The 23,823-nt window shown below is 59.9% G+C and carries 22 protein-coding genes, 1 pseudogene and 1 riboswitch; of the genes and pseudogenes, 11 read left to right on the top strand and 12 right to left on the bottom strand.

The window, feature by feature from the left end; all coding sequences use genetic code 11:
• Positions 1 to 126: 126 nt before the first annotated feature.
• From MYY08_RS13835 to MYY08_RS13825, 3 genes and pseudogenes are all read left to right on the top strand, one after another.
• Positions 127 to 888 (top strand): endonuclease/exonuclease/phosphatase family protein, encoded by a 762-nt coding sequence (locus MYY08_RS13835; protein ID WP_038627264.1) that lies wholly within the window; start codon positions 127 to 129, stop codon positions 886 to 888.
• On the top strand, positions 885 to 2,129 hold the full coding sequence (gene clsB, locus MYY08_RS13830; RefSeq protein WP_038627266.1) for a cardiolipin synthase ClsB: 1,245 nt from the start codon (positions 885 to 887) through the stop codon (positions 2,127 to 2,129). Before MYY08_RS13835 ends, clsB begins: the two co-directional genes overlap by 4 nt.
• Positions 2,129 to 3,088, top strand: a pseudogene (locus MYY08_RS13825) (lysylphosphatidylglycerol synthase domain-containing protein); the annotation flags it as partial. The gene clsB and the pseudogene MYY08_RS13825, both read left to right, overlap by 1 nt.
• Before the next feature lie 576 nt (positions 3,089 to 3,664).
• On the opposite strand, the gene MYY08_RS13820 reads toward MYY08_RS13825, so the two are convergent.
• Positions 3,665 to 4,375 (bottom strand): Bax inhibitor-1/YccA family protein, encoded by a 711-nt coding sequence (locus MYY08_RS13820; protein ID WP_038627267.1) that lies wholly within the window; start codon positions 4,373 to 4,375, stop codon positions 3,665 to 3,667.
• Positions 4,376 to 4,573: 198 nt separating this feature from the next.
• Here MYY08_RS13820 and MYY08_RS13815 point away from each other — a divergent pair, with 198 nt between their 5' ends.
• Entirely contained in the window at positions 4,574 to 6,520 is a 1,947-nt protein-coding gene (locus MYY08_RS13815; RefSeq protein WP_084971258.1) for a methyl-accepting chemotaxis protein, read from the top strand.
• Between the two features lie 60 nt (positions 6,521 to 6,580).
• On the opposite strand, the gene MYY08_RS13810 is transcribed toward MYY08_RS13815, so the two are convergent.
• A complete protein-coding gene (locus tag MYY08_RS13810; protein WP_288014596.1) occupies positions 6,581 to 7,669 on the bottom strand; it encodes a DUF1615 domain-containing protein in 1,089 nt (362 codons plus the stop codon).
• 158 nt (positions 7,670 to 7,827) lie between these two features.
• Between MYY08_RS13810 and MYY08_RS13805 the strand changes: the two genes are divergently transcribed.
• Entirely contained in the window at positions 7,828 to 8,622 is a 795-nt protein-coding gene (locus MYY08_RS13805) for an OBAP family protein (RefSeq protein WP_038627271.1), read from the top strand.
• Here MYY08_RS13805 and moaE read toward each other — a convergent pair.
• The 5 genes from moaE to moaA form a co-directional block, all read right to left on the bottom strand.
• The gene (gene moaE / locus MYY08_RS13800) at positions 8,619 to 9,071 is read right to left on the bottom strand and encodes a molybdopterin synthase catalytic subunit MoaE (protein WP_288014594.1); all 453 of its coding nucleotides are present in this window, start codon (positions 9,069 to 9,071) and stop codon (positions 8,619 to 8,621) included. The genes MYY08_RS13805 and moaE overlap by 4 nt on opposite strands.
• A 1-nt stretch (position 9,072) precedes the next feature.
• Positions 9,073 to 9,318: a molybdopterin synthase sulfur carrier subunit gene (gene moaD / locus MYY08_RS13795; protein WP_038627276.1), complete on the bottom strand. Its 246-nt coding sequence runs from the start codon at positions 9,316 to 9,318 to the stop codon at positions 9,073 to 9,075.
• Positions 9,311 to 9,796 carry a cyclic pyranopterin monophosphate synthase MoaC gene (gene moaC, locus MYY08_RS13790; protein WP_038627278.1) on the bottom strand — a complete coding sequence of 162 codons (486 nt, stop codon included), beginning with the start codon at positions 9,794 to 9,796 and terminating at the stop codon, positions 9,311 to 9,313. The genes moaD and moaC overlap by 8 nt, the downstream gene beginning before the upstream one ends.
• Positions 9,797 to 9,798: 2 nt before the next feature.
• A complete protein-coding gene (gene moaB / locus MYY08_RS13785; protein WP_038627280.1) occupies positions 9,799 to 10,314 on the bottom strand; it encodes a molybdenum cofactor biosynthesis protein B in 516 nt (171 codons plus the stop codon).
• A gap of 13 nt (positions 10,315 to 10,327) precedes the next feature.
• Positions 10,328 to 11,317: a GTP 3',8-cyclase MoaA gene (moaA, locus tag MYY08_RS13780; protein ID WP_190296859.1), complete on the bottom strand. Its 990-nt coding sequence runs from the start codon at positions 11,315 to 11,317 to the stop codon at positions 10,328 to 10,330.
• A riboswitch (molybdenum cofactor riboswitch) is annotated at positions 11,304 to 11,436 on the bottom strand. (Overlaps the previous gene by 14 nt.)
• A 305-nt stretch (positions 11,437 to 11,741) precedes the next feature.
• Here moaA and MYY08_RS13775 point away from each other — a divergent pair.
• Positions 11,742 to 12,650: a gluconeogenesis factor YvcK family protein gene (locus MYY08_RS13775; protein ID WP_288014591.1), complete on the top strand. Its 909-nt coding sequence runs from the start codon at positions 11,742 to 11,744 to the stop codon at positions 12,648 to 12,650.
• A 33-nt stretch (positions 12,651 to 12,683) separates the two neighbouring features.
• Here MYY08_RS13775 and uvrB read toward each other — a convergent pair whose 3' ends face one another.
• Complete coding sequence (uvrB, locus tag MYY08_RS13770; protein ID WP_288014589.1) at positions 12,684 to 14,705, bottom strand: excinuclease ABC subunit UvrB; 2,022 nt, start codon at positions 14,703 to 14,705, stop codon at positions 12,684 to 12,686.
• A 904-nt stretch (positions 14,706 to 15,609) separates the two neighbouring features.
• Here uvrB and MYY08_RS13765 point away from each other — a divergent pair.
• Positions 15,610 to 16,326 carry an ABC transporter ATP-binding protein gene (locus MYY08_RS13765; protein WP_038627289.1) on the top strand — a complete coding sequence of 239 codons (717 nt, stop codon included), beginning with the start codon at positions 15,610 to 15,612 and terminating at the stop codon, positions 16,324 to 16,326.
• On the opposite strand, the gene bioD is transcribed toward MYY08_RS13765, so the two are convergent.
• From bioD to bioB, 4 genes are read right to left on the bottom strand one after another with little or no spacing between them, the layout of a single operon-like run.
• Positions 16,323 to 17,009 (bottom strand): dethiobiotin synthase, encoded by a 687-nt coding sequence (gene bioD, locus MYY08_RS13760; RefSeq protein WP_288014587.1) that lies wholly within the window; start codon positions 17,007 to 17,009, stop codon positions 16,323 to 16,325. The genes MYY08_RS13765 and bioD overlap by 4 nt on opposite strands.
• Positions 17,002 to 17,760: a malonyl-ACP O-methyltransferase BioC gene (bioC, locus tag MYY08_RS13755; RefSeq protein WP_038627291.1), complete on the bottom strand. Its 759-nt coding sequence runs from the start codon at positions 17,758 to 17,760 to the stop codon at positions 17,002 to 17,004. The genes bioD and bioC overlap by 8 nt, the downstream gene beginning before the upstream one ends.
• Positions 17,741 to 18,895, bottom strand: coding sequence for an 8-amino-7-oxononanoate synthase (gene bioF / locus MYY08_RS13750; protein ID WP_038627292.1), 1,155 nt, complete (start codon positions 18,893 to 18,895; stop codon positions 17,741 to 17,743). Before bioF ends, bioC begins: the two co-directional genes overlap by 20 nt.
• Entirely contained in the window at positions 18,895 to 19,926 is a 1,032-nt protein-coding gene (gene bioB, locus MYY08_RS13745) for a biotin synthase BioB (protein ID WP_288014585.1), read from the bottom strand. The genes bioF and bioB overlap by 1 nt, the downstream gene beginning before the upstream one ends.
• An 85-nt stretch (positions 19,927 to 20,011) precedes the next feature.
• Here bioB and bioA point away from each other — a divergent pair, with 85 nt between their 5' ends.
• The 4 genes from bioA to MYY08_RS13725 all read left to right on the top strand — a co-directional run bounded on the left by bioA (position 20,012) and on the right by MYY08_RS13725 (position 23,602).
• Complete coding sequence (gene bioA / locus MYY08_RS13740; RefSeq protein WP_288014600.1) at positions 20,012 to 21,304, top strand: adenosylmethionine--8-amino-7-oxononanoate transaminase; 1,293 nt, start codon at positions 20,012 to 20,014, stop codon at positions 21,302 to 21,304.
• A 76-nt stretch (positions 21,305 to 21,380) separates the two neighbouring features.
• On the top strand, positions 21,381 to 22,433 hold the full coding sequence (curA, locus tag MYY08_RS13735; RefSeq protein ID WP_038627295.1) for an NADPH-dependent curcumin/dihydrocurcumin reductase: 1,053 nt from the start codon (positions 21,381 to 21,383) through the stop codon (positions 22,431 to 22,433).
• Complete coding sequence (locus MYY08_RS13730; RefSeq protein WP_084970761.1) at positions 22,433 to 23,113, top strand: type 1 glutamine amidotransferase domain-containing protein; 681 nt, start codon at positions 22,433 to 22,435, stop codon at positions 23,111 to 23,113. Before curA ends, MYY08_RS13730 begins: the two co-directional genes overlap by 1 nt.
• Positions 23,114 to 23,125: 12 nt before the next feature.
• The gene (locus tag MYY08_RS13725; RefSeq protein WP_084970763.1) at positions 23,126 to 23,602 is read left to right on the top strand and encodes a kinase inhibitor; all 477 of its coding nucleotides are present in this window, start codon (positions 23,126 to 23,128) and stop codon (positions 23,600 to 23,602) included.
• The last annotated feature ends 221 nt before the right edge of the window (positions 23,603 to 23,823 follow it).

Here is a 23,823-nt window from a genome sequence, read left to right as displayed (position 1 = left end):
TGACGAATCCCCTCAATGTAACGCAAATTTCAGACAATGCCGCAAATCACAGCGGAAGTCAGCACCCTTTTGTGACAAAGACTACACTTTATCGGAAATCAAAACAAAAAGGAGAGCGCCCCCAGTATGTCACAAAAAGCGCAAGGATTTTCCTTTAAAGTCCTGACAATTAATACACATAAGGGTTTTACCAGTTTCAACCGGCGCTTTATTTTACCGGAGCTGCGCGAAGCAGTACGCGCGACCTCCGCCGATATCGTTTTTCTACAGGAGGTGATGGGCACGCACGCCGTCCATCCGATGCAGGTGGAAAACTGGCCGGACACGCCCCACTACGAGTTCCTGGCTGACACCATGTGGAACGATTACGCTTATGGACGCAATGCGGTCTATCCTGAAGGCCATCACGGCAACGCTGTACTGTCGCGCTTTCCCATCATCGACTATGAAAACCGCGATATTTCCGTCGCGGGGACGGAAAAGCGCGGCGTGCTGCACTGCCGCCTGCAGCTCCCGGATAACGATCGGGAGCTGCATGTGATGTGCGTGCATCTTGGCCTGCGCGACGCGCACCGCCATGCGCAGATGAAAATGATGTGCGAAATGATCGCCAATATCCCCGCCGACGCGCCGCTGGTGGTGGCGGGCGATTTTAACGACTGGCAAACGCGCGCCAATAAGATGCTGAAGCGCTGCGCCAATCTGGATGAGGTCTTCAGCGTTAAAAATGGCCGCCCTGCGCGTACCTTTCCGGCGCGTTTTCCCGTGCTGCGTCTCGATCGTATTTATGTACGCAACGCGGAAGTCAGTCAGCCCTGGGCGTTACCTGTGCGGCCATGGTCACACCTTTCCGATCATGCGCCGCTGGCCGTGGAGATCCATTTATGACAATGAGCTGGCGCGACGGTAACCGTATTCAACTGCTGGAGAACGGTGAACAATTTTTCCCGCGCGTATTCGGCGCGATTCGGCGGGCGCAGCACAGCGTGTTGCTGGAAACCTTTATTCTGTTTGAGGACGATGTCGGCAACGCGCTGCACCGCGAGCTGCTGGCGGCGGCGCAGCGCGGCGTGAAAATCGAGATGATGGTGGACGGCTACGGCTCGCCCGATCTGTCGGATGAGTTTGTCTCCAGCCTGACCTCGGCGGGGGTGCGCTTTCTTTATTACGATCCGCGTCCGCTGGTGATGGGCATGCGCACCAACGTGTTTCGTCGCCTGCACCGCAAGATCGTGGTGGTGGACGGCGCGATCGCTTTTGTCGGCGGCATCAACTTTTCCGCCGAGCACAACACCGATTTCGGCCCGGAAGCCAAGCAGGACTATGCCATTGAGGTGAAGGGGCCGATTGTCGACGATATCGGCCGCTTTGTGCAGGAGGCGATCGGCAGCGAAGCGAATACCCATCGCTGGTGGGGCCACCGTTCGCATCGTCCGGCGGTGAATCAGCAGCCGGGCGACGCGCAGGCGCTGTTCGTTTACCGCGATAACGATGAGCATCGTGACGATATCGAACAACACTATCTGGAGATGCTGGGCAACGCCAAAGAGGATGTGATTATCGCCAATGCCTATTTCTTCCCCGGCTATCGGCTGCTACGCGAAATGAAAAACGCCGCCCAGCGCGGCGTGCGGGTGCGTCTGATTGTGCAGGGCGAACCGGATATGCCGATTGTGAAGGTGGGCGCCGAGCTGCTCTATAACTATCTGGTGGAGGGCGGCGTCGAGGTTTACGAATATATTCGTCGTCCGCTGCACGGCAAGGTGGCGGTGGCTGACAGACAGTGGGCGACGGTCGGCTCCAGCAACCTGGACCCGCTGAGCCTGTCGCTGAATCTGGAGGCCAACCTGATTATTCACGACAGGCAGTTTAATCAGACGCTGCGCGATAACCTGGAGCGCCTGTTACAGGAAGATTGCGTACGCGTGCAGGAGGATAAGCTGCCGAAGCGTACCTGGCTGCAACTGAGCAAGAGCATTATTGTTTTCCATTTTCTGCGTCATTTTCCCGCCATCGCCGGCTGGCTGCCTGCCCATACGCCAAAAGTAAAGCAGGTGCCACCGCCGGTGCAGCCGGAACTGGAAACGCAGGACCGCGTCGATACCGATAAACAGGGAGTCGAATCCTGATGGCAAAAGCTCATTCAAAATGGAAAATGGCCAAGAAGATCCTCACCTGGCTGTTTTTTATCGCCGTGGTCGTGCTGCTGGTGGTCTACGCCCGCAAAGTGAACTGGGAAGATGTCTGGAAGGTTATCGTCAACTATAACCGCGTCGCAATCCTCAGCGCGGTGGGTCTGGTGATTATCAGCTATCTCGCTTACGGCGGATACGATCTGATTGGCCGCGCTTACTGCGGGCATAAGCTGGCGAAGCGCCAGGTCATGCTGGTGTCGTTTATCTGCTACGCCTTTAACCTGACGCTCAGTACCTGGGTCGGCGGCGTCGCGATGCGCTATCGGCTCTACTCACGGCTCGGTTTAAGCGGCAGTACCATTACGCGCATTTTTTCGCTCAGCATCGCCACTAACTGGCTCGGCTATATTCTGCTGGCGGGAGTATTGTTTACCGCGGGCATGGTGCCGATTCCGCCCGGCTGGTTTATCGGCGAAGGGACGCTGCGGCTGATTGGCGGCCTGCTGGCGTTGCTGGTGGTGATTTATCTGGCGGCCTGCGCCTTTTCCAAACGGCGGCGCTGGACGATTCGCGGACAGAAGCTGGCGCTGCCTTCGTTGCGTATGGCGCTGTTTCAGTTTGCGATTTCCTGCGCCAACTGGATGGTGATGGGGATGATTATCTGGCTGCTGCTGGGGCAGAAAGTGGACTATCCAGTGGTGTTGGGCGTGCTGTTGATCAGCAGCATCGCCGGGGTGATCATTCATATTCCGGCGGGCATCGGCGTGCTGGAGGCGGTGTTCCTGGCGTTGCTGCGCGGCGAACACGCGACGCACGGCGAAATTATCGCCGCCCTGCTCGCCTATCGCGTGCTCTATTTTATTCTGCCGCTGCTGTTGGCGCTGGTGCTTTATCTCTGGCTGGAGAGCCGCGCTAAGCATCTGCGTCAGAAGAATGAGCGCAAGATGCAGCAGCAGGATGATAAGCATCAGCAGAATGAGCAGCAGGATACGCGACAGCTGGCCGAGGCGGACCGGCGTACGTTGCCTGACGATCGTGCGGAGGCGGAGCGACTGCCTGAACCGCAGGGCAAAGGGGTTTAGCGGTGAGGTTGGCCTGAAGCGTTGAAGATGGATCTGAAGCGCTGAAGACTGGCATGAAGCTGAGTTCGGCGCTCGCGCCGGGCGTTCAGGCCGATCGTAAAGACGCAAAATCCGTCATCCATGACATGCTCGTCCCGCGCCATCCCTGGCGCGGGACGCTTTACTCCCCGGCCTGAACCCCCGACGCCTTATGTTTCGTGCCCGTTTGCAGCAGGTTTTATAAAGCTTCGGTGGTTGTTGATTTACTCTTTAAGCGTGCGCTGTTTTCCTTCCTGCCCGGTATGCCTTATGTTCCGTGCCCGTTCGCGGCAGGTTTTATGCGACTTCAACGATCGGTTGTTCGCTCTTTTAAGCGAGTGCAGTGCTTCTGTCCTGGATTTTACGTTTCGCTTTACGTCCATAAAAAAGGCCGCTCATAAGTGCGGCCTTTTTGCTGCGGCTGGAGGATTAACGGCGGTTGCCGAAAATGCGCAGCAGCATCAGGAACAGGTTGATAAAGTCGAGGTAGAGCGTCAGCGCGCCCATGATGGAGTAGCGACGCAGGTTTTCCTTATCGCGCACGTCAATCTGCTCGCCGATAGCCTTCAGCTTCTGCGTGTCCCAGGCGGTCAGGCCGACAAATACCAGCACGCCGATATAGGTAATCGCCCACATCAACGCCGGGCTTTTCAGCCAGAAGTTGACCAGAGAAGCGAGCAGCAGGCCAATCAGCGCCATAAACAGAATGCTGCCCATTTTGCTCAGGTCGCGTTTGGTGGTGTAGCCCCAGAAGCTCATGACGCCGAACATGCCGGCGGTGATGAAGAAAGTGCTGGCGATGGAAGCATACGTATACGCCAGAAAAATACTGGCCAGCGTCAGGCCGGTCAGCGCCGAATAGAGCATAAACAGCCCCGTCGCCACCGCTCCGCTCAGCTTATGCACTAGCCCGGAGAGGACAAACACCACCGCCAGCTGGGCAATGATCAGTCCGATGAAGGTGACGCGGTTAGCGAATACCAGCTCCATGACCGCTGGCGTATTGGCGGCGTACCAGGAAATAAACGCGGTCAGCAGCAGACCGCAGGTCATCCAGCCATAAACCTGCGCCATGTAAGTTTGCAGCCCGGTGCCGGCGCGCTGCACGATTGTGTCCTGAGAGTGTGGAAATCGATCCATATATCCCCCTGATTGTGTGAAAAAACTGTTTTACAAGTGTGGCATAGATCTGGCTGGTTGGGCTATTTCTCTGTTGCTGTCCACCTTCCCCGCTGCCGTTCAGTATAAAGTTCAGACGCCGCGCTGCCGATAATCTGAGCAGAAGGAGATTCGCTGACAGGAGGTCTTTTCATTTTTTTGACCTTGCCGGGGAATGTCATGTCTCGTTCACTTACCACAAAGCGCAAAATGCGCACCCGCACGCTGATGCTGATCACCGGCATGCTTACGATTTCTCTCGGTTTTATCCTGACCATCGGCCTGCTGAGCAGCCAGTCGCGTCAACAGCAGCGGCAGCTGGCGCAGGATTACCTGCAACAGATCGCCAAAGCCAACGCCCAACAGGTGCAAAACCGTTTCGACGGCGCGCTGCATGCGGCGCGCGCGCTTGCCACCAGCGCATGGAGCCTGCATCAGGCGGGCCTGACGGAACGTCGCGCGCTGGACCAGCTGCTGCTCGACACCCTGAGCGCCCACAATGATTTTCTTTCCATGTCGCTGGCTTTCGAACCGAACGCCTTTGACGGTAAAGACGCCGCTTTTGCCGGACAGCCGGATCAGGAGCCAACCGGACGCTACGTGCGCTACGTCGCCCGCGACGGCGGTAACAATCCGGCGCTACACAATCTGACCGACTATGAAAAACCGGGCAGCGGCGACTATTACCTGCTGCCGCGTCAACGGATGAAAGAGGTGATTCTGGAGCCTTACCTTTACCCTTACAACGGCGTCGAGGTGATGCTGACCTCCATTGCCGCGCCAATTGTGGTGGGCGGCCAGTTTAAAGGCTCGGTAACCACCGATTTTTCACTGGCGACGCTGCAAAAAGCGATTAGCGCCATTAAGCCCTGGCAGGGTAAAGGCTATGCGTTGCTGCTGTCGAACGAAGGCAAAATTATCGCCAGTCCCGATGCCTCGCAGACGGGTAAAACCTGGCAAGGGGAACAACACAGCGCGACGGGCGTACAGATGTCTGAGGATGCCTGGCTGAAAGAGGCGGCGTTTATCAGTTGGCAGCCAATTAACGTCGGCAACAGCGGCACGCCCTGGCGACTGGCGATTGTCGCGCCGGTAAGCGACGTGATGGCGGCAGCGAACCGGCAACTGGTCTATGCGCTGGTGCTAATGCTGGTAAGCATCGTGGTGGTGTGCGGCGTGCTGGGGCTGATTTTCACCCGTAAAATCGCACGTCCTATTGGCGGCGAGCCGGGAGACGCCGCCAGCCTGGCGCTGGCCGTGGCGCAGGGCGACCTGAGCCAACCGATCAGCGTGCAGGCCAACGATCGCCAGAGCATTTTTTACGCCATGCAAACCATGCAGCAGCAGTTGCGCACCATGGTGGGCGAGATCATGACCGCCAGCGCGTCTGTGCGTAGCGGCGCCAGCGAAATCGCCAGCGGCAACCTGAATCTCTCCTCTCGTACCGAGGAGCAGGCTTCCGCGCTACAGGAGACCGCGGCCAGCATGGAACAGCTGACGGCGACGGTGAAGCTCAACGCCGATAACGCCCACCACGCAACCACCCTGACCGGCAACGCGACGGCGGTGGCGCAGCGCGGCGAGACGCTGGTGCGTCAGGTGGTGGAAATTATGGGACAGATCGACGACAGCTCGCGCAAGATCGGCGATATCACCAGCATGATTAACAGTATCGCCTTTCAGACCAATATCCTTGCGCTGAACGCGGCGGTAGAGGCGGCGCGCGCCGGGGAACAGGGGCGCGGCTTCGCGGTTGTGGCGTCTGAAGTGCGCAATCTGGCGCAGCGCTCCGCCAACGCGGTGAAGGAGATCTCCGCGCTGATTGAAGAGTCGGCGTCGCGCGTCAGCGCAGGCGTTTCGCTGGTCAACGAAACCGGCGAAACCATGCAGGCGATGACCGAATCGGTTTCAGCGGTGCAGGCGATCATTGATGAGATCGTCAACGCTTCCGACGAACAGTCGCTGGGGATCAGCCAGGTAAGCGTGGCGGTCAACGAGATGGACGGCGTTACGCAGCAGAACGCCGCGCTGGTGCAGGAGATGTCCGCCGCCGCCGCCTCGCTGGAGCAGCAGGCGCACCAGCTGGCGGAAACCGTTTCCACCTTTCAGCTGGAACGGCTCGCTTAAAAAGAATGCCCCGACGCGAAGGTCAGGGGCTGTTTTATCGGCGGTGGCTGACGCGCTGATTTACCGGCGCGCCATGCACTGCTGGTAGCGGCTGTTGACGCGCTGGGCGAACCAGGCGGTGGTCAGCTTGCGGGTGATTTTCGGGCTTTCCAGCGCAATGCCGGGCAGCATCTCGCGCGGCAGTCGTCGTCCGGCCTGTTTATCCGCCAGCGCAAACAGCTGTTTCCAGAGTTCGCTCTCTTCAAAATCGGGCTTATCGCCCTTCTCCAGATCGCGGCGGATCGCCCGATCGCTCATATCCAGCTGCGCGCCGACCGTACGCACCGCCAGCTCGGTGGCGCCCGCCTTGTCGGAGCCGTAAAGAATCAGATCGCCGTCCAATGCCAGCTTCATGCCGGTGACGCGCGCCACCGCCGCCTGAAACGCCGCGTTGCGGCTGGCGTACCAGCCGGCGTTAAAATCGGCGAAGCGATAGAGCGGCTCGCTGTAGTTTACCGGATAGCCAAGCAGATGCTTCACGCCAAACCAGATGCCGCCGTGTCGGGTAAAGACCTCCTGGCGGATACTGTTTTTAACCGGCCATGGGTAGCCTTGCGCATTCGCCTCGGCAAAGGCGATGCTGACCTGCATTGGGCCGCCGGTGTGGATCGGGTTCAGGTTGGCGAACAGCGTCTGGCCCATCGGCACCATATTGATGAAATCATCGAAGATGGCGCTCAGCTCTTTCTCCGTGCGCACGCTGTCGAGCCGGTCGGCGTAGCTGCGGCCGTTAGGGGATTTAATCAGCAGCGCGGTGCGCACCAGAAACGCCGGAATATGCAGCCGCGCCGCACGTTTATCGATCTCGCCCCAGGCGATTTTCGGCAGGCCGGGCACCGGCGAATCGGCGTTGAAATTGGTTTCCTGATCGGCAACGGCAATCACCGCGCAGATATGGCTGTCGCTGGCATCGATCTTCTGGGTACGGAAGGCGGTAGCGATATCGCTGGCCCAGTCCGCCTTTTGCCGCACGTCGGAAGGCATCAGCTTCACGACGCGCGCCTGCACCTGCTGCGGCGTTTGCTGCGGCGTCTGCGGCTGTTTGCTGGTACAGCCCGCCAGCGCCAGCAGCGCGGCGAGCGGGAGTGTGCGGAAACGCTGAAATGACATACCTGTCCCTGCCTCTGGTGAGAATAAGCGCACCTTACCCACTGGCGCGCAAAATTGCCAGTTTTGACCCGCCTCCCGTTACCTTCCCTTCGCGCCTTTCACTTTGGCGAATTTACGCTAACGTTAAGAATTGTTAATTGTTATTTCCGGAGTAAAGAATGAAAAAGCTATGGTTGCCGGTGCTTTCAGCATTGATGCTTGCCGGTTGCGGCGCAAATAATACCCCAGCGCAGGTGCAGACGCCCGGCGCGCCGACATCAACAAAAATGAAGCTTCTTGATACCGGCGCCGCCGCGATGCAGTCGCGTCCGCCGATCGACGCCATTAACGCCTATCTCGACGGCTTCCACTTTTACAGCGGCGATAAAAACGGCCAGATGGAAGCGCACCACTACGTCACCATCCTGAACGACGATGTGATGCAGGCGCTGATTTATGACGGCAATACGCGTGACGCTCGTCTGATGGGCGTGGAATATATTATCAGCGAGCGGCTGTTTAAAACGCTGCCGCCGGAAGAGAAGAAACTGTGGCACAGCCACAGCTACGAGGTGAAATCAGGCACGCTGGTGGCGCCGGGACTGCCGGACGCGGCGGATAAGGCGCTAATGACTAAACTGGTGAACACCTATGGCAAAACCTGGCACACCTGGCACACCGACCGCGATAAAACCCTGCCGTTCGGCATTCCGGCGCTGATGATGGGCTTTACCGCCGACGGGCAGCTCGATCAGCGCCTGCTGAAAGATCGCGATGAACGCTTCGGCATCGACAGCCGCAAAATGCGCCAGCAGCGCGCCGATATCGTCGCCAACCCGATCGTCAAAGGCGCCAACGCCTGGCAGGATGGCGATACCATTCAGCTACAGCGCGTTAAGGGCGGCGGCGAGCATGCGCATGGCGATACCGAATTTGGCACTTCAGAACAGACGAAGCGCCACAAAACCCCTTAATCCCAGCGGCCGGCGGCCTGCCTGTCGCTGTCGCGCGCTTCAACCCAGCGGTCGCCCTGCGGCGTCGCTTCCCGTTTCCAGAACGGCGCGCGGGTTTTCAGGTAGTCCATAATAAACTCGGCCGCTTCAAAAGCCGCGCCGCGATGCGCGGCGCTCACGCCGACAAACACAATCTCGTCGCCGGGGAAAAGCTCGCCGACGCGATGAATAACGCTGACCAGATGCAGCGGCCAGCGCGCGCGCGCCTCCTCGACAATCTCCGCCAACGCCTTTTCCGTCATGCCGGGATAATGCTCCAGCGTCAGCGCAGAGACGTTATCGCCCAGATTATGGTTGCGCACTTTGCCGGTAAAGGTGACAACCGCGCCGTCATCGTTACTGGCGGAGAGCCACTGGTACTCTTCGGCCACGCTGAACGGCGGCTGGCCGACGCGAATGCGGGTGGTCATATCAGCCTCCGGTCACCGGCGGGAAGAACGCGACCTCGTCGCCGTCCTGAATCGGGTGCTGTAGCGACACCAGCGTCTGATTCACCGAGGCGAGCAGTTTGCCGGGGCTGAGCGCCAGATCCCAGCGGTCGCCGCGCGCGGCCAGCGCCGCCCGCAGATCTTCTACCGTGGCGTACTCCGCCGTCAGCGACAGCGCGGCGGTCTCCACCAGCTCGCGCACCTGTGCGAAAAACAGTACCTTAATCATGTTCCACCGCCTGAAAATCGCCCGACTTGCCGCCGCTTTTTTGCAGCAGACGCACCGATTCAATCACCATATCTTTCTGCACCGCTTTGCACATATCGTAGATCGTCAGCGCGGCCACCGAGGCAGCGGTCAGCGCCTCCATCTCGACGCCGGTTTTGCCGGTAAGACGGCAAACCGATTCGATGCGCACGCGATTTTTCTCCGGCTCGGCGGTCAGCTCGACTTCTACCTTGCTCAGCATCAGCGGATGGCAGAGCGGGATGAGATCCCAGGTGCGCTTCGCCGCCTGAATGCCAGCGATGCGGGCAGTGGCGAACACGTCCCCTTTGTGGTGACGTCCTTCGATAATCATTTGCAGCGTGGCGGGGGCCATCACGACGCACGCTTCCGCGCGCGCTTCGCGCAGCGTTTCCGCCTTGGCCGAAACGTCGACCATATGCGCTTCGCCGGCGGCGTTGATGTGGGTTAATTGCGACATAGTTACGCTTTTTTCAGATGTGATACGAACTGGCAGGGACGCGTACGGGCATCCAGCTGCTCACAGATAATGCGCTCCCAGGCGGTGCGGCAGGCGGAGGTGGAGCCCGGCATCGCGAAGATCAGCGTCTGGTTGGCCATCCCGGCGACAGCGCGCGATTGCAGCGTCGCGGAGCCGATTTCTTCCCAGGAGAGCATGCGAAACACTTCGCCGAAACCTTCGATTTCGCGGTCAAACAGCGGCAGCAGCGCTTCCGGCGTGCTGTTTTTGCTGTTGAAGCCGGTGCCGCCGTTAATCAAAATCACCTGAATATCGTCGCTGGCGATCCAGCTGGAGACCACCGCGCGAATACGGTAAAGGTTGTCGGCGACAATCGCGTGGTCGAGCACCTGATGGCCCGCCCCGGTCGCCGCTTCGCGCAGATAGTCGCCTGAGGTGTCGTCGTGCGCTTCGCGACGGTCGGAAACGGTCAGTACCGCGATCCGCGTCGCCTGAAATTCCTGAGTGGCTTTGCCCATGCTTTCCTCCAGGTTAGCCGCCGATAAATGAGAGATTCTGCGTGATGCCGGTATTGCCCTGATGCAGGAAGTGCGTCTGCTTTTTACGGCCAAGGCTGGCGGCGATGCGCGCCTGCAACTCCTCCTGCTGCGCGTCGGACGCCAGCAGATCGCGCAGCGGCACGCCGCCGTCGCCGAACAGGCAGAGATGCAGATTGCCGATGGCGGAGACGCGCAGACGGTTGCAGCTGGCGCAGAAATCCTTCTCGTAGGGCATGATCAGGCCGATTTCGCCCTGATAGTCAGGATGGCGGAACACCTGCGCCGGGCCATCGCTGCGGTCGCGCAGCTGGCGTTGCCAGCCCTGCATGATTAGCCGATCGCGGATAACCTCGCCGGAAATATGATGGCGCTGAAACAGATCGCCGCCTTCGCCGGTCTCCATCAGTTCGATAAAGCGCAGCTGAATGGGACGATGACGAATCCAGTCGAGGAAGGTTTGCAGGCTGCGATCGTTAACGTCGCGCATCAGCACGCTGTTAACCTTGACCTTGCTGAAGCCCGCCTCGAAGGCGGCGTCGATGCCGCGCATCACCTGATGAAATTTATCCTGGCCGGTGATGGCGTGGAATTGACGGGCGTCAAGACTGTCGACGCTGACGTTGATTGAGGTCAGGCCCGCTTCGCGCCAGCGCGCCACGTCGCGCGCCATGCGGTAGCCATTGGTGGTCACCGCCAGCTGGCGGATGCCGGGGTTTTCGCGCACGGCGGCGATGATATCGACGAAATCGCGGCGCAGGCTCGGCTCGCCGCCGGTAAGACGCACTTTTTCCGTGCCGGCGCTGGCGAAGGCGCGCGTGACGCGGCGGATCTCGTCGAGGGAGAGGAAGCTCTTATTGGTCGCGCCCTGCGGCTTATAGCCGTCAGGCAGACAGTAGGTGCAACGAAAATTGCACACGTCCGTGATCGACAAACGCAAGTAATAGAACTTGCGTGCATAGGAATCAGTAAATTGGTTCACCAGAACACCTTTCCAAAATGGGAGATGCAGTCATTTCTTTCTGCACCCTGGCAGCGCGCGGCTGCGGCCAGTGCCCCCTATCAGATGACGTAGGCGCAAAGGCTTGAGTGTGGTTTTGCCTGTTAAACAGGAACCGACAAATAGTAGCGCTATTTGACAGGGCATGCCACGGTCAATTTCGCTATATAAACGGTTATATATCGTCATTTCTCTGCTATTTTCTGCATGATGGCGCCAAATTCCTGCATCTTGTCTGACTCAGGCGACAAACGAGGCGTGAACAATGATTGCAATAAGTCATCTGTGGCCGCTGTTTGCGGGATTGCGCAGGGGTACGTGGCCGCAGAGAGTATTAAACCGGGCGAGAAACTATTATTCTGTGCGCAGCTGACGCCGGATATGGGCGTTATTCACTGTCAGGAGCGTTATGCGTAATCGTACTCTTGCGGATCTGGATCGGGTGGTCGCCCTGGGCGGCGCCCACGGTCTGGGCCGCGTCATGTCTGCCCTCGCCCCCCTCGGTTCGCGGCTGACCGGCATCGTCACCACCACCGACAACGGCGGCTCAACCGGACGTATTCGGCGTTCGGAAGGCGGCATCGCCTGGGGCGATATGCGCAACTGCCTGAATCAGCTCATTACCGAGCCGGGCGTCGCCTCGGCGATGTTCGAGTATCGCTTTACCGGCAACGGCGAGCTGGCGGGACACAACCTCGGCAACCTGATGCTGAAGGCGCTGGATCACCTCAGCGTGCGCCCGCTGGAAGCGATTAACCTGATTCGCAATATGCTGAAGGTGGACGCCTTTTTGATTCCAATGTCGGAACAGCCGGTCGACCTGGTAGCGACCGACAGCGAAGGCAATATGGTTTATGGCGAAACGGAAATTGATACGCTGAAACAGGCGCCGCAGGAACTGATGCTGCATCCCAACGTGGCACCGACGCGCGAGGCGATTGAGGCGGTCGCCGAGGCGGACCTGATTCTGATTGGCCCCGGCAGCTTTTTCACCAGTCTGATGCCGGTGCTGCTCATGGCGGAGATGGCGCAGACGCTGCGCCGTACTCACGCTCCGCTGATTTTTATCGGCAACCTGGGGCGCGAGCTCAGCCCGGCCGCCGCCGCGCTGCGGCTGGAAGATAAGCTGGCGATAATGGAAAACGCGATTGGCAAGAAGGTGATCGACGCGGTGGTGGTTGGCCCGCGCGTCGATACTCAGGGGGTGCAGGATCGTCTGATTGTGCAGCAGCCGCTGGAAGCGGCGGATATTCCCTACCGTCACGACCGCCAGCTGCTGCGCCTGGCGCTGGAAAAAGCATTGCAGGCGCTCGGCTGATGCCGGACGCCTGCCGTTAGCGAAGCGCTCGCCTTACGACGCGGCGATAAAGAGTTCACGCAGCTCATGCAGCTGATCGCGCACGCGCGCCGCCTCTTCGAACTCCAGATTCTGCGCATGCTGCTGCATCTGCCCTTCCAGCTGATGAATTTTCTTTTGCAGCGCCTGCGGCGTCAGCGCCATATAGCTCGCCTCCGCTTCCGCTACGCTGCGGCTGGCCGGTTTGCCGCGCGTTTTTCCTTTGGTCGCGCTCTGGCCCAGCTCAAGAATATCGGTGATTTTCTTGTTGAGGCCCTGCGGCACGATGCCGTGTTCGGCGTTGTACTCAATCTGCTTCTCGCGGCGGCGTTCTGTTTCGCTGATGGCGCACGCCATTGACGGCGTGATCTTGTCGCCGTAAAGGATCGCCTTGCCGTTGACGTTACGCGCCGCACGGCCGATGGTCTGAATCAGCGAACGCTCGGAGCGCAGGAAGCCCTCTTTGTCGGCGTCGAGGATCGCCACCAGCGACACTTCCGGCATATCCAGCCCCTCACGCAGCAGGTTGATGCCCACCAGCACGTTAAACTCGCCCAGACGCAGGTCGCGGATAATCTCCATACGCTCCACGGTGTCGATATCGGAGTGCAGGTAGCGCACACGCTCGCCGTGCTCGACCAGATACTCGGTCAGATCCTCCGCCATGCGCTTGGTCAGCGTCGTCACCAGCACGCGCTCATTCACCGCTACGCGCTTGCGGATTTCGGAAAGCAAGTCGTCCACCTGCGTGGCGACCGGACGCACCTCGATAATCGGGTCCAGCAGGCCGGTCGGACGCACGACCTGATCGATCACTTCGCCGCCCGATTTTTCCAGCTCGTAGTTGCCCGGCGTCGCGGATACGTAGATGGTCTGCGGCGCCAGCGCCTCGAACTCCTCAAATTTCAGCGGACGGTTATCCAGCGCGGACGGCAGACGGAAACCGTACTCCACCAGCGTCTCTTTGCGCGCGCGGTCGCCGCGATACATGCCGCCGATTTGCGGAATGGTGACGTGCGATTCATCCACCACCAGCAGGCCATCCGCCGGCAGGTAGTCAAACAGGGTCGGCGGCGGCTGGCCCGGTCCGCGCCCGGAAAGGTAGCGCGAATAGTTTTCAATGCCGGAACAGTAGCCCAGCTCGTTCATCATCTCCAGATCGAACTGGGTGCGCTGCGTAATGCGCTGTTCTTCCAGCAGCTTGTTGTTAGCCAGCAGGGTCTTGCGGCGATCGGCCAGCTCCAGCTTGATCTCTTCCATCGCCTGCACGATGCGCTCGCGCGGGGTCACGTAGTGGGTTTTCGGATAGATGGTGAAGCGCGGCACCACCGATTCCACCTGACCGGTCAGGGGATCGAACAAGGAGAGCCGCTCGACCTCTTCGTCGAACAGCTCTACGCGCAGCGCGATATCGTCCGATTCCGCCGGGAAAATATCGATCACTTCGCCGCGTACGCGGAAGGTGCCGCGCTGGAAAGCCTGATCGTTACGGCTGTATTGCAGCTCGGCCAGACGACGCAAAATGCTGCGCTGATCGATAATCATGCCGCGCGACAGATGCAGCATCATTTTCAGATAGAGATCGGGATCGCCCAGACCATAAATAGCGGACACCGACGCCACCACGATCACATCGCGCCGCTCCAGCAGCGCTTTGGTGGCGGAAAGACGCATCTGCTCGATATGTTCGTTCACCGCGGCGTCTTTTTCGATAAAGGTATCAGAGCTGGGAACGTAAGCCTCAGGCTGATAATAGTCGTAGTAAGAAACGAAATACTCAACGGCGTTATCCGGGAAAAACTCTTTCATCTCGCCATAGAGCTGCGCGGCCAGCGTCTTGTTCGGCGCCAGCACCATCGTCGGCCGGTTCAGATCGGCGATAACGTTGGCGACGGTGAATGTTTTCCCGGAGCCGGTCACCCCCAGCAGCGTCTGGTGCGCCAGACCGTCCTCCAGCCCCTCTTTCAGACGGCGGATCGCCTCAGGCTGGTCGCCGGAGGGCTGAAAGGCGGAGTTAAGTTTAAAAGCTTTACTCATTATGAAGGTCTCTGCTGAAGGATTGCACGGACAGGATGGTAATTTTACTCCGCTTCGATGATTTTTCCAGCGCGGGATACTGGATAAATAATCAGTTATTTTGCCCGATCCGCACAAAAAAGGCAAAGCGGAGATTTTAAGGCTTATCATTACACAGCGATAATATTAAGAGGTGCAATGTTATCCCCAACCGATGTGATCCTTTAACATTTGTCAATAGGCGCAGCGCAAAAGCGGCCATGGAAAAAAGCGCGCGCGGCGGCAGGCTTGATTTTAATTAACTTACTGAAAATAAATAAAATATAAATAAAGTCCAGTTTAACGCCAGTTCAGGAAAAAGCCGCGCCCGCTCTGGTCTGCACGTTGTTTTCACTCGGTAATGCACATGGTTATCCACAGGAATAGTGGATAACTGTTTACAGGCCCCGCAACATCGGGGATGGATAAAATTCCCACCGGCGACGTAACGCGAATGAAATATTTTTTTTTCGCCTTTTCGTCGCTTTCCTGCCCCTGATTTTTAGGCCTTAACCCCTGCTATCCGGCATCAGCAAAACTTTTACGCTGTCCGCGTCAATCCGTTATTAATAAATTTTTCTGCCTTATGCTGGGCCGCCTGCACCATAAGCGCGGCGTAACGGGCACCACGAAAGTGCAGAGGATCGGTTCCCTGTATAAATTGTTAAGCAACATTGACCATTTCTCGCTAACGCCTTCCCGCCGTCGCACGCATTTTTCCTCTCTTTGCCCGCTGTTGGCCTGCGGATTGCAAGAAAGACGGGTCCTTCTGTGAACATGCTCATCGCGGAAAGGAACGGTGATATGACTCGCCGACGCCTGTTTCCGGCCCGGCTGCAAAGCGGGCCGACAGAATGATGTGAACTGTACGGAAGGGGAATATCAGATGCTGAGTTTACGTTCGGTTAATCAGTTTTACGGTCAGAACCATATTCTGTGGGATGTCGATCTCGATCTGCCGCCCGGCACCTGCACCGGCATTATCGGCCAGCCGGGAATGGGAAAAACCACGCTGGTGAACTGCATCATGGGCCATCTGCCGATCAACAGCGGCAGCATGATGTGGCAGCAGGATGGATCGCCGCCGGAAGATTTGCTGGCGCAGCCGGCGGACAAGCGCGCCCGGCTCGGCATCGGCTATGTGCCGCAGGGACGGCAGATATTCTCGCAGCTCAGCGTGGAGGAGAATTTACTGATTGCGTTGCTGGCCGGTCAGGACGATCGTCACTGCGCCATTCCGCCGCTGGTTTACGACCTGTTTCCGGCGCTGTGGCAGCGTCGCCACCAGCGCAGCGGCGAACTGCCGCTGGAATTGCAGCAGCATCTGGCGCTGGCGAGAGCGCTGACGCTCCAGCCGCGTCTGCTGATTCTGGATGAACCGACAGAAGGAATGTCGCCGTGGCTGGAGGAGGAGACCGGCAATCTGCTGCATCGCCTTAACCATGAGTTCGGCCTGACGATCCTGCTGTTGGAACAGCGCGTCTCGTTTATTCGTCGCGTGGCGGATTACTTTTTGCTGCTGCATCATGGACGCAACGTGGCGCAGGGCCACGTTGCGGAGCTGGATGAATCGGTCGTGGATAAGTGGCTGGCGGTCAGCTAGCGGTGCGGATCGACTTCAGGCAAGCGCAGCCAGTCGCCCAGCCGGTCGTTCTCAACCTCCTCCAGCCAGGGGATCTCGCCGAGAAACGGCGCGGGCAGGCGCTGGCGCAGCGTCGCCAGATACTCATGATGCCGTCTGCCCGGCGGCTGGATATCGTTGGCGATCCACCCCGCCAATGGCAGGCCTGCGTTCAGCACCGCCTCCGCCGTCAGCAGAGCGTGGTTGATGCAGCCCAGCTTGATGCCCACCACCAAAATCACCGGCAGCCGTTCCTGTTTTACCCAGTCGGCAAAGGTATGCTGCTCTGACAGCGGCGTATACCAGCCGCCCGCGCCTTCCACCAACACCCACTCCGCTTTCGCTCGCAGCGCCGCCAGCCCGGCGGAAAGCTGTGCAAAAGCGATCGGCTGGCCGGTATCGGCGCTGACGATATGCGGCGAGGTCGGCTCCAGAAAAACCAGCGGATTCACCTCTTCGTAGCGCAGCGACAGGCTGCTGTTACGCTGCAACGCCAGCGCATCGCCGTTGCGGATGCCTTCCGACGTCATTTCGCTGCCAGACGCCACCGGCTTATAGCCCGCCGTGGTAAAGCCCGCGCGCGTCGCCGCCTGCAGCAGCGCGCTGCTGACCACGGTTTTGCCCACTTCCGTATCGGTTCCGGTCAGAAACCAGCAGTTACTCACAATCAATCACTCCGGTAATGAGTTGGTAAGAGAGGCGATAGCCCTGCGCGTCCTGCGGCCAGTGCTGCTGCAACTGCATCAGCCGTTGACGCGTCAGCAGGCCGCTGGCGCGGCCCTGATGTATATGGGTAGCGCCGATGCCTTTCAGCGACTGTAAGGCGCTCAGCACATCGGGAAAGTGCTGCGTCACCGTTTCGCTTTCCAGCCGCAGCGCCAGTCCGTCGCATGCCTCGCGAATCGCCGTCTCGGGTAAAAAGGTGTTGACGTGCTGATAGTTGTCCAGCGCTTGCCAGGCGCTGCGCATCTCATGCAGCGAGGCGTCGGCGAGCGTGGAAAAGAGCACGCTGCCGCCGGGACGTGTCACCCGATGCAGTTCGCGGATGCCCTGCGCCAGACTGTCGCACCACTGCACCGCAAGGTTGCTCCAGCTGATATCGACGCTGTGACGTTGCAGCGGCAGCGCCTCGATATCGCCCAGCAGGTAGTGCTGCGCCGAAGCGTCGCGGCGCGCCTGCGCCAGCATGCCCGGCGAGAGATCCAGCGCGATCACCTGATGCCCTTTCTCCCGCCAGCGGCGGCTGAACCAGCCGGTGCCGCAGCCCGCGTCCAGCACCGAGCCGACCTCTGACGGCGGCAGCAGCGCCATAAGACGTTCGCCGCTGTAGCGCTGGAAATCGGCGTAACGTTCGTAACCGTCCGCCGCCCGACCGAACGCCTGCGCGACGGCCTGCTTATTCACTCTGTGCGTCATGCAGCGCCTCCAGCAGCCTGTCAATATCGTCCGCCGTATGGCGCGCCGTCAGGGTGATGCGCAGCCGCGCCGTGCCGGGCGGCACCGTCGGCGGACGGATCGCCGTCACCCAGCAGCCGCGCTCCCGCAGACGGCTGGCGAAAGCGAGCGCCCGCGCCTCCTCGCCGACGATCAGCGGTTGAATCGCAGTGTTTGACGGCGTCAGGGCCAGGCCAAGCTGCCGCGCGCCGTGGCGGAAGCGAGCGATATTCTCCGCCAGCCGCGCGCGCAGATCGTCGCCCTGCTGCACTGCCTGAAGCGCTGCGCGCAGCGCTTCAGCCTGCGCGGGCGGCATCGCGGTGCTGTAGATCAGATGACGAGCGAACTGCAACAGATAGTCGGCGGTCTGCCGATCGCACAGCAGCGCCGCGCCGCTAACGCCGAACGCCTTGCCGAAGGTAACGATTAGCAGCTCCGGCCTGACATCCTGCTGCCAGCAGCTGCCGCGCCCCTGCTCGCCCTGCACCCCGACGCCGTGCGCGTCGTCCACCAGCAGCCAGCCGCCTGCCTGCCGCGTCAGCTGATGCAGCGCGCTCAGCGGCGCGCTGTCGCCGTCCATGCTGAACACGCCTTCGGTCACCACCAGCGTTTCGCCCCCGACGGGCGAAGCCAGCAGCCGATGCAGGCTCTCCGGCTGATTATGAGCGAAGCGCCGCAGCGTGGCCGGACTAAGGCTCGCGGCCTCCAGCAGCGACGCGTGCGACAGCTTATCCGCCAGAATGCGGTCGTCCTGCGCCGCCAGCGCGCCGATCACCGCCTGGTTGGCGGCGTAGCCGGAATTGAACAGCAGCGCGCACGGATAGCCGAGCCAGTCGGCCAGCTCCGCCTCCAGCGCCGCATGGGGCTGAAGATAGCCCGTTACATGCCCGGACGCCCCGGCGCCGATGCCGTAGCGCGCCGCGCCCTGCTGCCAGGCGTCGATAATGCGTGCATCGTCGCTCAGACCAAGATAATCGTTGCTGGCGAAGTTGCGGTAACGCTGGCCTTCATGCCGCAGCCAGCCTGCGCCGTCCGGCGTCAGCAGGCTACGCTGACGCAGACGCTGCTGCTGCCGACGCGTTTGCAGGGCCTCAGCGATGCGATGTTGCCAGCTCATTACTGCGCCGCGTTGTAGTAGTGCGCGGTGTCGGCATTGGCCAGCTGCTGCGCCAGCGCCTGCTGCTGCTCGTTATCGCCCGCGCGGGTATGGGTATGCTCCGGGTTGAGGCCCAGCTTGCGGAACAGCAGCAGATCTTTATCCTCTTCCGGGTTCGGCGTGGTCAGCAGCTTGCAGCCGTAGAAAATGGAGTTGGCGCCCGCCATAAAACACATCGCCTGGGTCTGCTCGCTCATTTGCTCGCGACCGGCGGAAAGGCGTACGTGGGAGGTCGGCATCATAATGCGCGCCACCGCGATGGTGCGGATAAAATCGAACGGATCGACATCCTCGTTTTCCGCCAGCGGCGTGCCTTTGACCTTCACCAGCATATTGATCGGCACGCTTTCCGGCGGCGTCGGCAAATTCGCCAGCTGCACCAGCAGCGCCGCGCGATCTTTCACCTCTTCGCCAAGGCCGACGATGCCGCCCGAACAGACTTTAATCCCCGCTTCACGCACCTTGTCCAGCGTGTCGAGACGCTCCTGATAGGTGCGCGTGGTGATGATATTGCCGTAAAACTCCGGCGAGGTGTCGAGGTTATGGTTGTAAAAATCGAGTCCGGCTTCGCCCAGCCGCTGCGCCTGCGCGTCGCTCAGCGTGCCCAGCGTCATGCAGGTTTCCATCCCCAACGCCTTTACGCCCTGCACCATCTTTTCCAGGTAAGGCATATCGCGGTCGTTGGGGTTTTTCCACGCCGCGCCCATGCAGAAACGCGACGATCCCGCCGCCTTCGCCTTACGTGCCGAGGCCAGCACCTCTTCCACCTCCATCAGGCGCTCCGACTCAAGGCCGGTTTTATAACGGGCGCTCTGCGGGCAATATTTGCAATCCTCCGGGCAGGCGCCGGTCTTGATCGACAACAGCGTACTGACCTGCACCTGTTGCGGATCGAAGTGCTGCCGGTGGACCTGCTGCGCTTCAAACATCAGTTCAAGAAAAGGTTTATTAAACAGGGCCTGAGCCTCTGCCAGCGTCCAGCGCATCGCCATTGCTTACTCCAGAAAGTGTCGTTTTTATTGTGGAACCGAATTATACTTGTAAACTAAATCTTTTCTTTTTGGTTTACAAGTGATCATGACTTCTGACGATCTCGCCTTCGACCGCGACCATATCTGGCATCCTTACACCTCCATGAGCGAACCGCTTCCCTGCTATCCGGTGGTCAGCGCGCAGGGTGTTCATCTGCAGCTGGCTGACGACCGTCAGCTGGTGGACGGCATGTCTTCATGGTGGGCGGCGATTCACGGCTATAACCATCCGCGCCTCAACCAGGCGCTGCAAACGCAGATGGCGCAGATGTCGCACGTCATGTTCGGCGGCATTACCCATCCTGCCGCCGTGGCGCTCTGCCGCCGCCTGGTGGCGATGACGCCCGCACCGCTGGAGTGCGTGTTTCTGGCGGATTCCGGCTCGGTAGCGGTAGAAGTGGCGATGAAGATGGCGCTGCAATACTGGCAGGCGCGCGGCGAACGGCGCCAGCGCTTTCTGACGCTGCGCCGGGGCTACCACGGCGATACTTTTTCCGCGATGTCGGTCTGCGACCCGGATAACTCCATGCACAGCCTGTGGCAGGGCTATTTGCCGAATCATCTGTTCGCGCCGGCGCCGCAGCGCCGCTTTGACGACAGCTGGGATGAGGCAGATATCGCCGAGTTCGCCGCGCTGATGGAGACGCATGCGGACAGCATCGCGGCGGTCATTCTGGAGCCGATCGTGCAGGGCGCGGGCGGAATGCGCTTTTATCATCCGCGCTATTTGCAGCGGGTGCGCGAGCTGTGCGATCGCCATCAGGTGCTGCTGATTGCTGACGAGATCGCCACCGGCTTCGGCCGCACCGGCGAGCTGTTCGCCTGCGATCATGCTGACATCGCGCCCGATATCCTCTGTCTGGGGAAAGCGCTGACCGGCGGCACCATGACGCTCTCCGCCACGCTCACTACGCGCGTGGTGGCTAACACCATCAGCAACGGCGCGGCGGGCTGCTTTATGCACGGCCCGACCTTCATGGGCAACCCGCTCGCCTGCGCGGTGGCGGAGGCGAGCCTGGCGCTGTTGCAGGAAGGCGAATGGAAACAGCAGGTCGCGGCGATTGAACGGCAGCTGCGCGCGGCGCTGCTGCCGCTGGCCTCTCATCCGCAGGTTGAAGACGCGCGCGTGCTGGGCGCCATCGGCGTGATTGAGAGCCGCCAGCCGGTCAATATGGCCGCCATCCAGCGCTTTTTCGTCGATCAGGGCGTCTGGATCCGGCCCTTTGGCCGCCTGATCTATCTGATGCCGCCCTATGTGATCGATGCCGATCGGCTGGCGCGGCTGACGCAGGCTATTGAAGCGGCGCTGGATCGCCCCGATCTCTTTTTGCCGGCGTGAGCGTGGATGTCCTTTGAGCGCACCGTGGCGTGATGCACTACGCTTTTAGCATCCCCGCAAGCTAAAGGAGTAAGTCATGCCACAGCAAAAAGAGCGCAATCGCCGCGTGCTTCTGGCCTCGCGCCCGCACGGCGCGCCGACCGAAGCGAACTTCCGTTTTGACACGCAGCCGGTGCCTGCGCCCGACGACGGCGAAGTGCTGCTGCGGACGGTGTACCTGTCGCTCGATCCCTATATGCGCGGCCGCATGAGCGACGCGCCCTCCTATGTCGAACCTTTCGCCGTCGACGATGTGCTGGGCGGCGGCACGGTAGCGATTGTCGAACAGTCGAAACATGCCGACTATCAGCCGGGCGACTGGGTGGTCAGCCAGAGCGGCTGGCAGGATTACGCCCTGTCGGACGGCAAAGGCCTGGTTAAATTACAAGGGCCGGTACTGGAGCATCCTTCCTGGGGGCTGAGCCTGCTGGGTATGACCGGCTTTACCGCCTATATGGGCCTGCTGGATATCGGCAATCCACAGCCGGGCGAAACCGTAGTGGTGGCCGCCGCGACCGGCGCCGTCGGCTCGGTGGTGGGTCAAATCGCGAAGCTGAAAGGCTGCAAAGTCGTCGGCATCGCTGGCGGCGCGGAAAAGTGCCGCTACGCCAAAGAGACGCTGGGCTTCGATCACTGCGTCGACCACCGTCAGGACGATCTGGCGGAACAGCTGAAACAGCACTGCCCTGACGGCATCGACGTCTATTTTGAAAACGTCGGCGGCAAAGTGTTTAACGCGGTGCTGCCGCTGATGAACACCAAAGGGCGCATTCCGGTCTGCGGCCTGATCGCCGACTATAACAGCACCGACCTGCCGGAGGGACGCGATCATCTGCCGCTGCTGCAAAGCGCGATCCTGCGTAAACGGCTGCGCGTGCAGGGCTTTATCATTAATCAGGATTATGGCGATCGCTTTGACGAGTTTTTCCGTCAGATGAGCCAATGGGTGGCGGAAGATCGTCTGGTATTCCGTGAACATATCGTTGACGATCTGGAGAACGCGCCGGAGGCCTTTACCGGCATGCTGGAAGGTAAAAACTTCGGCAAGCTGGTCATTCGTGTCGCGTCAGATCAACCGGGAGAGCAGTAATGAAAATTTTGATGGTGTTAACCTCCCACGACAAACTGGGCGAAACCGGCAAAAAAACCGGTTTCTGGCTGGAAGAGTTTGTCGCGCCTTATTACATCTTTAAAGATGCCGGCATCAGCGTGGTGTTGGCGTCGCCGCAGGGCGGACAGCCGCCGCTCGATCCGAAAAGCGACGAGCCGGACGCTCAGACGCATGATACTAACCGTTTTCGTCACGACGTCGCCGCTCAGCAGGCGCTGGCGAATACACAACGTCTTGAAACTATTGATGGCAGCAAGTTCGACGCGGTATTTTATCCGGGCGGTCACGGCCCGCTGTGGGATCTGGCCGAGGATAAGCACAGCATTGCGCTGATTGAGAATCTGTTCGCCAACGGCAAGCCGGTGGCGGCGGTATGTCATGCGCCCGGCGTGCTGCGCCATGTGAAAAAGCCGGACGGCACGCCGCTGGTGGCGGGCAAACGGGTGACCGGCTTCACCAACAGCGAAGAAGAGGCCGTTGGGCTGACGAACGTGGTGCCTTTCCTGGTGGAGGATGAGCTGAAAAAACAGGGTGGACTGTTTGAGCGCACTGAAGACTGGGGCGCTTTCGCCGTTACCGACGGGCATCTGATTACCGGTCAGAACCCCACCTCATCAGCCGTTACCGCAGAAGAACTGCTGAAGTTTTTACATCAATAAAACGGAGATGCGATGAGGATTTACAGTCACAATTTCAACGACGGGGAGAAGATGCCGGCGCGCCACGTCTTCAACGGCATGGGCTACCAGGGCGATAATATTTCCCCGCACCTCGCATGGGACGAGGTGCCGGAAGGCACGAAAAGCTTCGTCGTCACCTGCTACGATCCCGACGCGCCGACCGGCTCCGGCTGGTGGCACTGGGTGGTGGCGAATATTCCCGCCGATGTCACGGTGCTGCCGCAGGGCGCTGGCTCTGGCCAGGCGGCGCTGCCGGAAGAGGCGATTCAGACGCGCACGGACTTCGGTAAGGCGGGCTACGGCGGCGCCGCGCCGCCGCAGGGCGAAAGCCACCGCTATATTTTTACCGTTCACGCGCTGGACGTGGACAAAATCGAGGTGGACGAAAACGCCAGCGGCGCGATGGTGGGCTTTAACGTCCATTTCCATCGTCTCGCCAGCGCCTCGATTACCGTGATGTACAGCTAACGCTGCCTGCGGGGCGCGACTGCGCCCCGCCCGGCGAGCTGCCCCGAATGTATTAACGGGCACTTTTTACCGACCAATAAATATCAGCGTTATTTCCTGGAATTGGGCGGTGGGTTATATTAATCGGTGATCTTTTCCCCCACAGTTTATATATCCTTCCTTATAATTCATCTTAAATTCCCTATCAATCATCACCTAACCCGATAATAGATCGTTATGTG

Origin of the sequence: Mixta sp. (assembly GCF_024610815.1) — a bacterium.
In the GTDB taxonomy this organism is placed as follows: Bacteria; Pseudomonadota; Gammaproteobacteria; order Enterobacterales; family Enterobacteriaceae; genus Mixta; species Mixta calida.
This window is presented reverse-complemented; position numbering and strand designations above follow the sequence as displayed.

What these genes read in the sequence shown, in the direction of transcription:
- MYY08_RS13835 (WP_038627264.1), top strand. Translation starts at nt 127, where the DNA reads ATGTCACAAAAAGCGCAAGGATTTTCCTTTAAAGTCCTGACAATTAAT.
- clsB (WP_038627266.1), top strand. Translation starts at nt 885, where the DNA reads ATGACAATGAGCTGGCGCGACGGTAACCGTATTCAACTGCTGGAGAAC.
- MYY08_RS13820 (WP_038627267.1), bottom strand. Translation starts at nt 4,375, where the DNA reads ATGGATCGATTTCCACACTCTCAGGACACAATCGTGCAGCGCGCCGGC.
- MYY08_RS13815 (WP_084971258.1), top strand. Translation starts at nt 4,574, where the DNA reads ATGTCTCGTTCACTTACCACAAAGCGCAAAATGCGCACCCGCACGCTG.
- MYY08_RS13810 (WP_288014596.1), bottom strand. Translation starts at nt 7,669, where the DNA reads ATGTCATTTCAGCGTTTCCGCACACTCCCGCTCGCCGCGCTGCTGGCG.
- MYY08_RS13805 (WP_038627271.1), top strand. Translation starts at nt 7,828, where the DNA reads ATGAAAAAGCTATGGTTGCCGGTGCTTTCAGCATTGATGCTTGCCGGT.
- moaE (WP_288014594.1), bottom strand. Translation starts at nt 9,071, where the DNA reads ATGACCACCCGCATTCGCGTCGGCCAGCCGCCGTTCAGCGTGGCCGAA.
- moaD (WP_038627276.1), bottom strand. Translation starts at nt 9,318, where the DNA reads ATGATTAAGGTACTGTTTTTCGCACAGGTGCGCGAGCTGGTGGAGACC.
- moaC (WP_038627278.1), bottom strand. Translation starts at nt 9,796, where the DNA reads ATGTCGCAATTAACCCACATCAACGCCGCCGGCGAAGCGCATATGGTC.
- moaB (WP_038627280.1), bottom strand. Translation starts at nt 10,314, where the DNA reads ATGGGCAAAGCCACTCAGGAATTTCAGGCGACGCGGATCGCGGTACTG.
- MYY08_RS13775 (WP_288014591.1), top strand. Translation starts at nt 11,742, where the DNA reads ATGCGTAATCGTACTCTTGCGGATCTGGATCGGGTGGTCGCCCTGGGC.
- uvrB (WP_288014589.1), bottom strand. Translation starts at nt 14,705, where the DNA reads ATGAGTAAAGCTTTTAAACTTAACTCCGCCTTTCAGCCCTCCGGCGAC.
- MYY08_RS13765 (WP_038627289.1), top strand. Translation starts at nt 15,610, where the DNA reads ATGCTGAGTTTACGTTCGGTTAATCAGTTTTACGGTCAGAACCATATT.
- bioC (WP_038627291.1), bottom strand. Translation starts at nt 17,760, where the DNA reads ATGACGCACAGAGTGAATAAGCAGGCCGTCGCGCAGGCGTTCGGTCGG.
- bioF (WP_038627292.1), bottom strand. Translation starts at nt 18,895, where the DNA reads ATGAGCTGGCAACATCGCATCGCTGAGGCCCTGCAAACGCGTCGGCAG.
- bioB (WP_288014585.1), bottom strand. Translation starts at nt 19,926, where the DNA reads ATGGCGATGCGCTGGACGCTGGCAGAGGCTCAGGCCCTGTTTAATAAA.
- bioA (WP_288014600.1), top strand. Translation starts at nt 20,012, where the DNA reads ATGACTTCTGACGATCTCGCCTTCGACCGCGACCATATCTGGCATCCT.
- curA (WP_038627295.1), top strand. Translation starts at nt 21,381, where the DNA reads ATGCCACAGCAAAAAGAGCGCAATCGCCGCGTGCTTCTGGCCTCGCGC.
- MYY08_RS13730 (WP_084970761.1), top strand. Translation starts at nt 22,433, where the DNA reads ATGAAAATTTTGATGGTGTTAACCTCCCACGACAAACTGGGCGAAACC.
- MYY08_RS13725 (WP_084970763.1), top strand. Translation starts at nt 23,126, where the DNA reads ATGAGGATTTACAGTCACAATTTCAACGACGGGGAGAAGATGCCGGCG.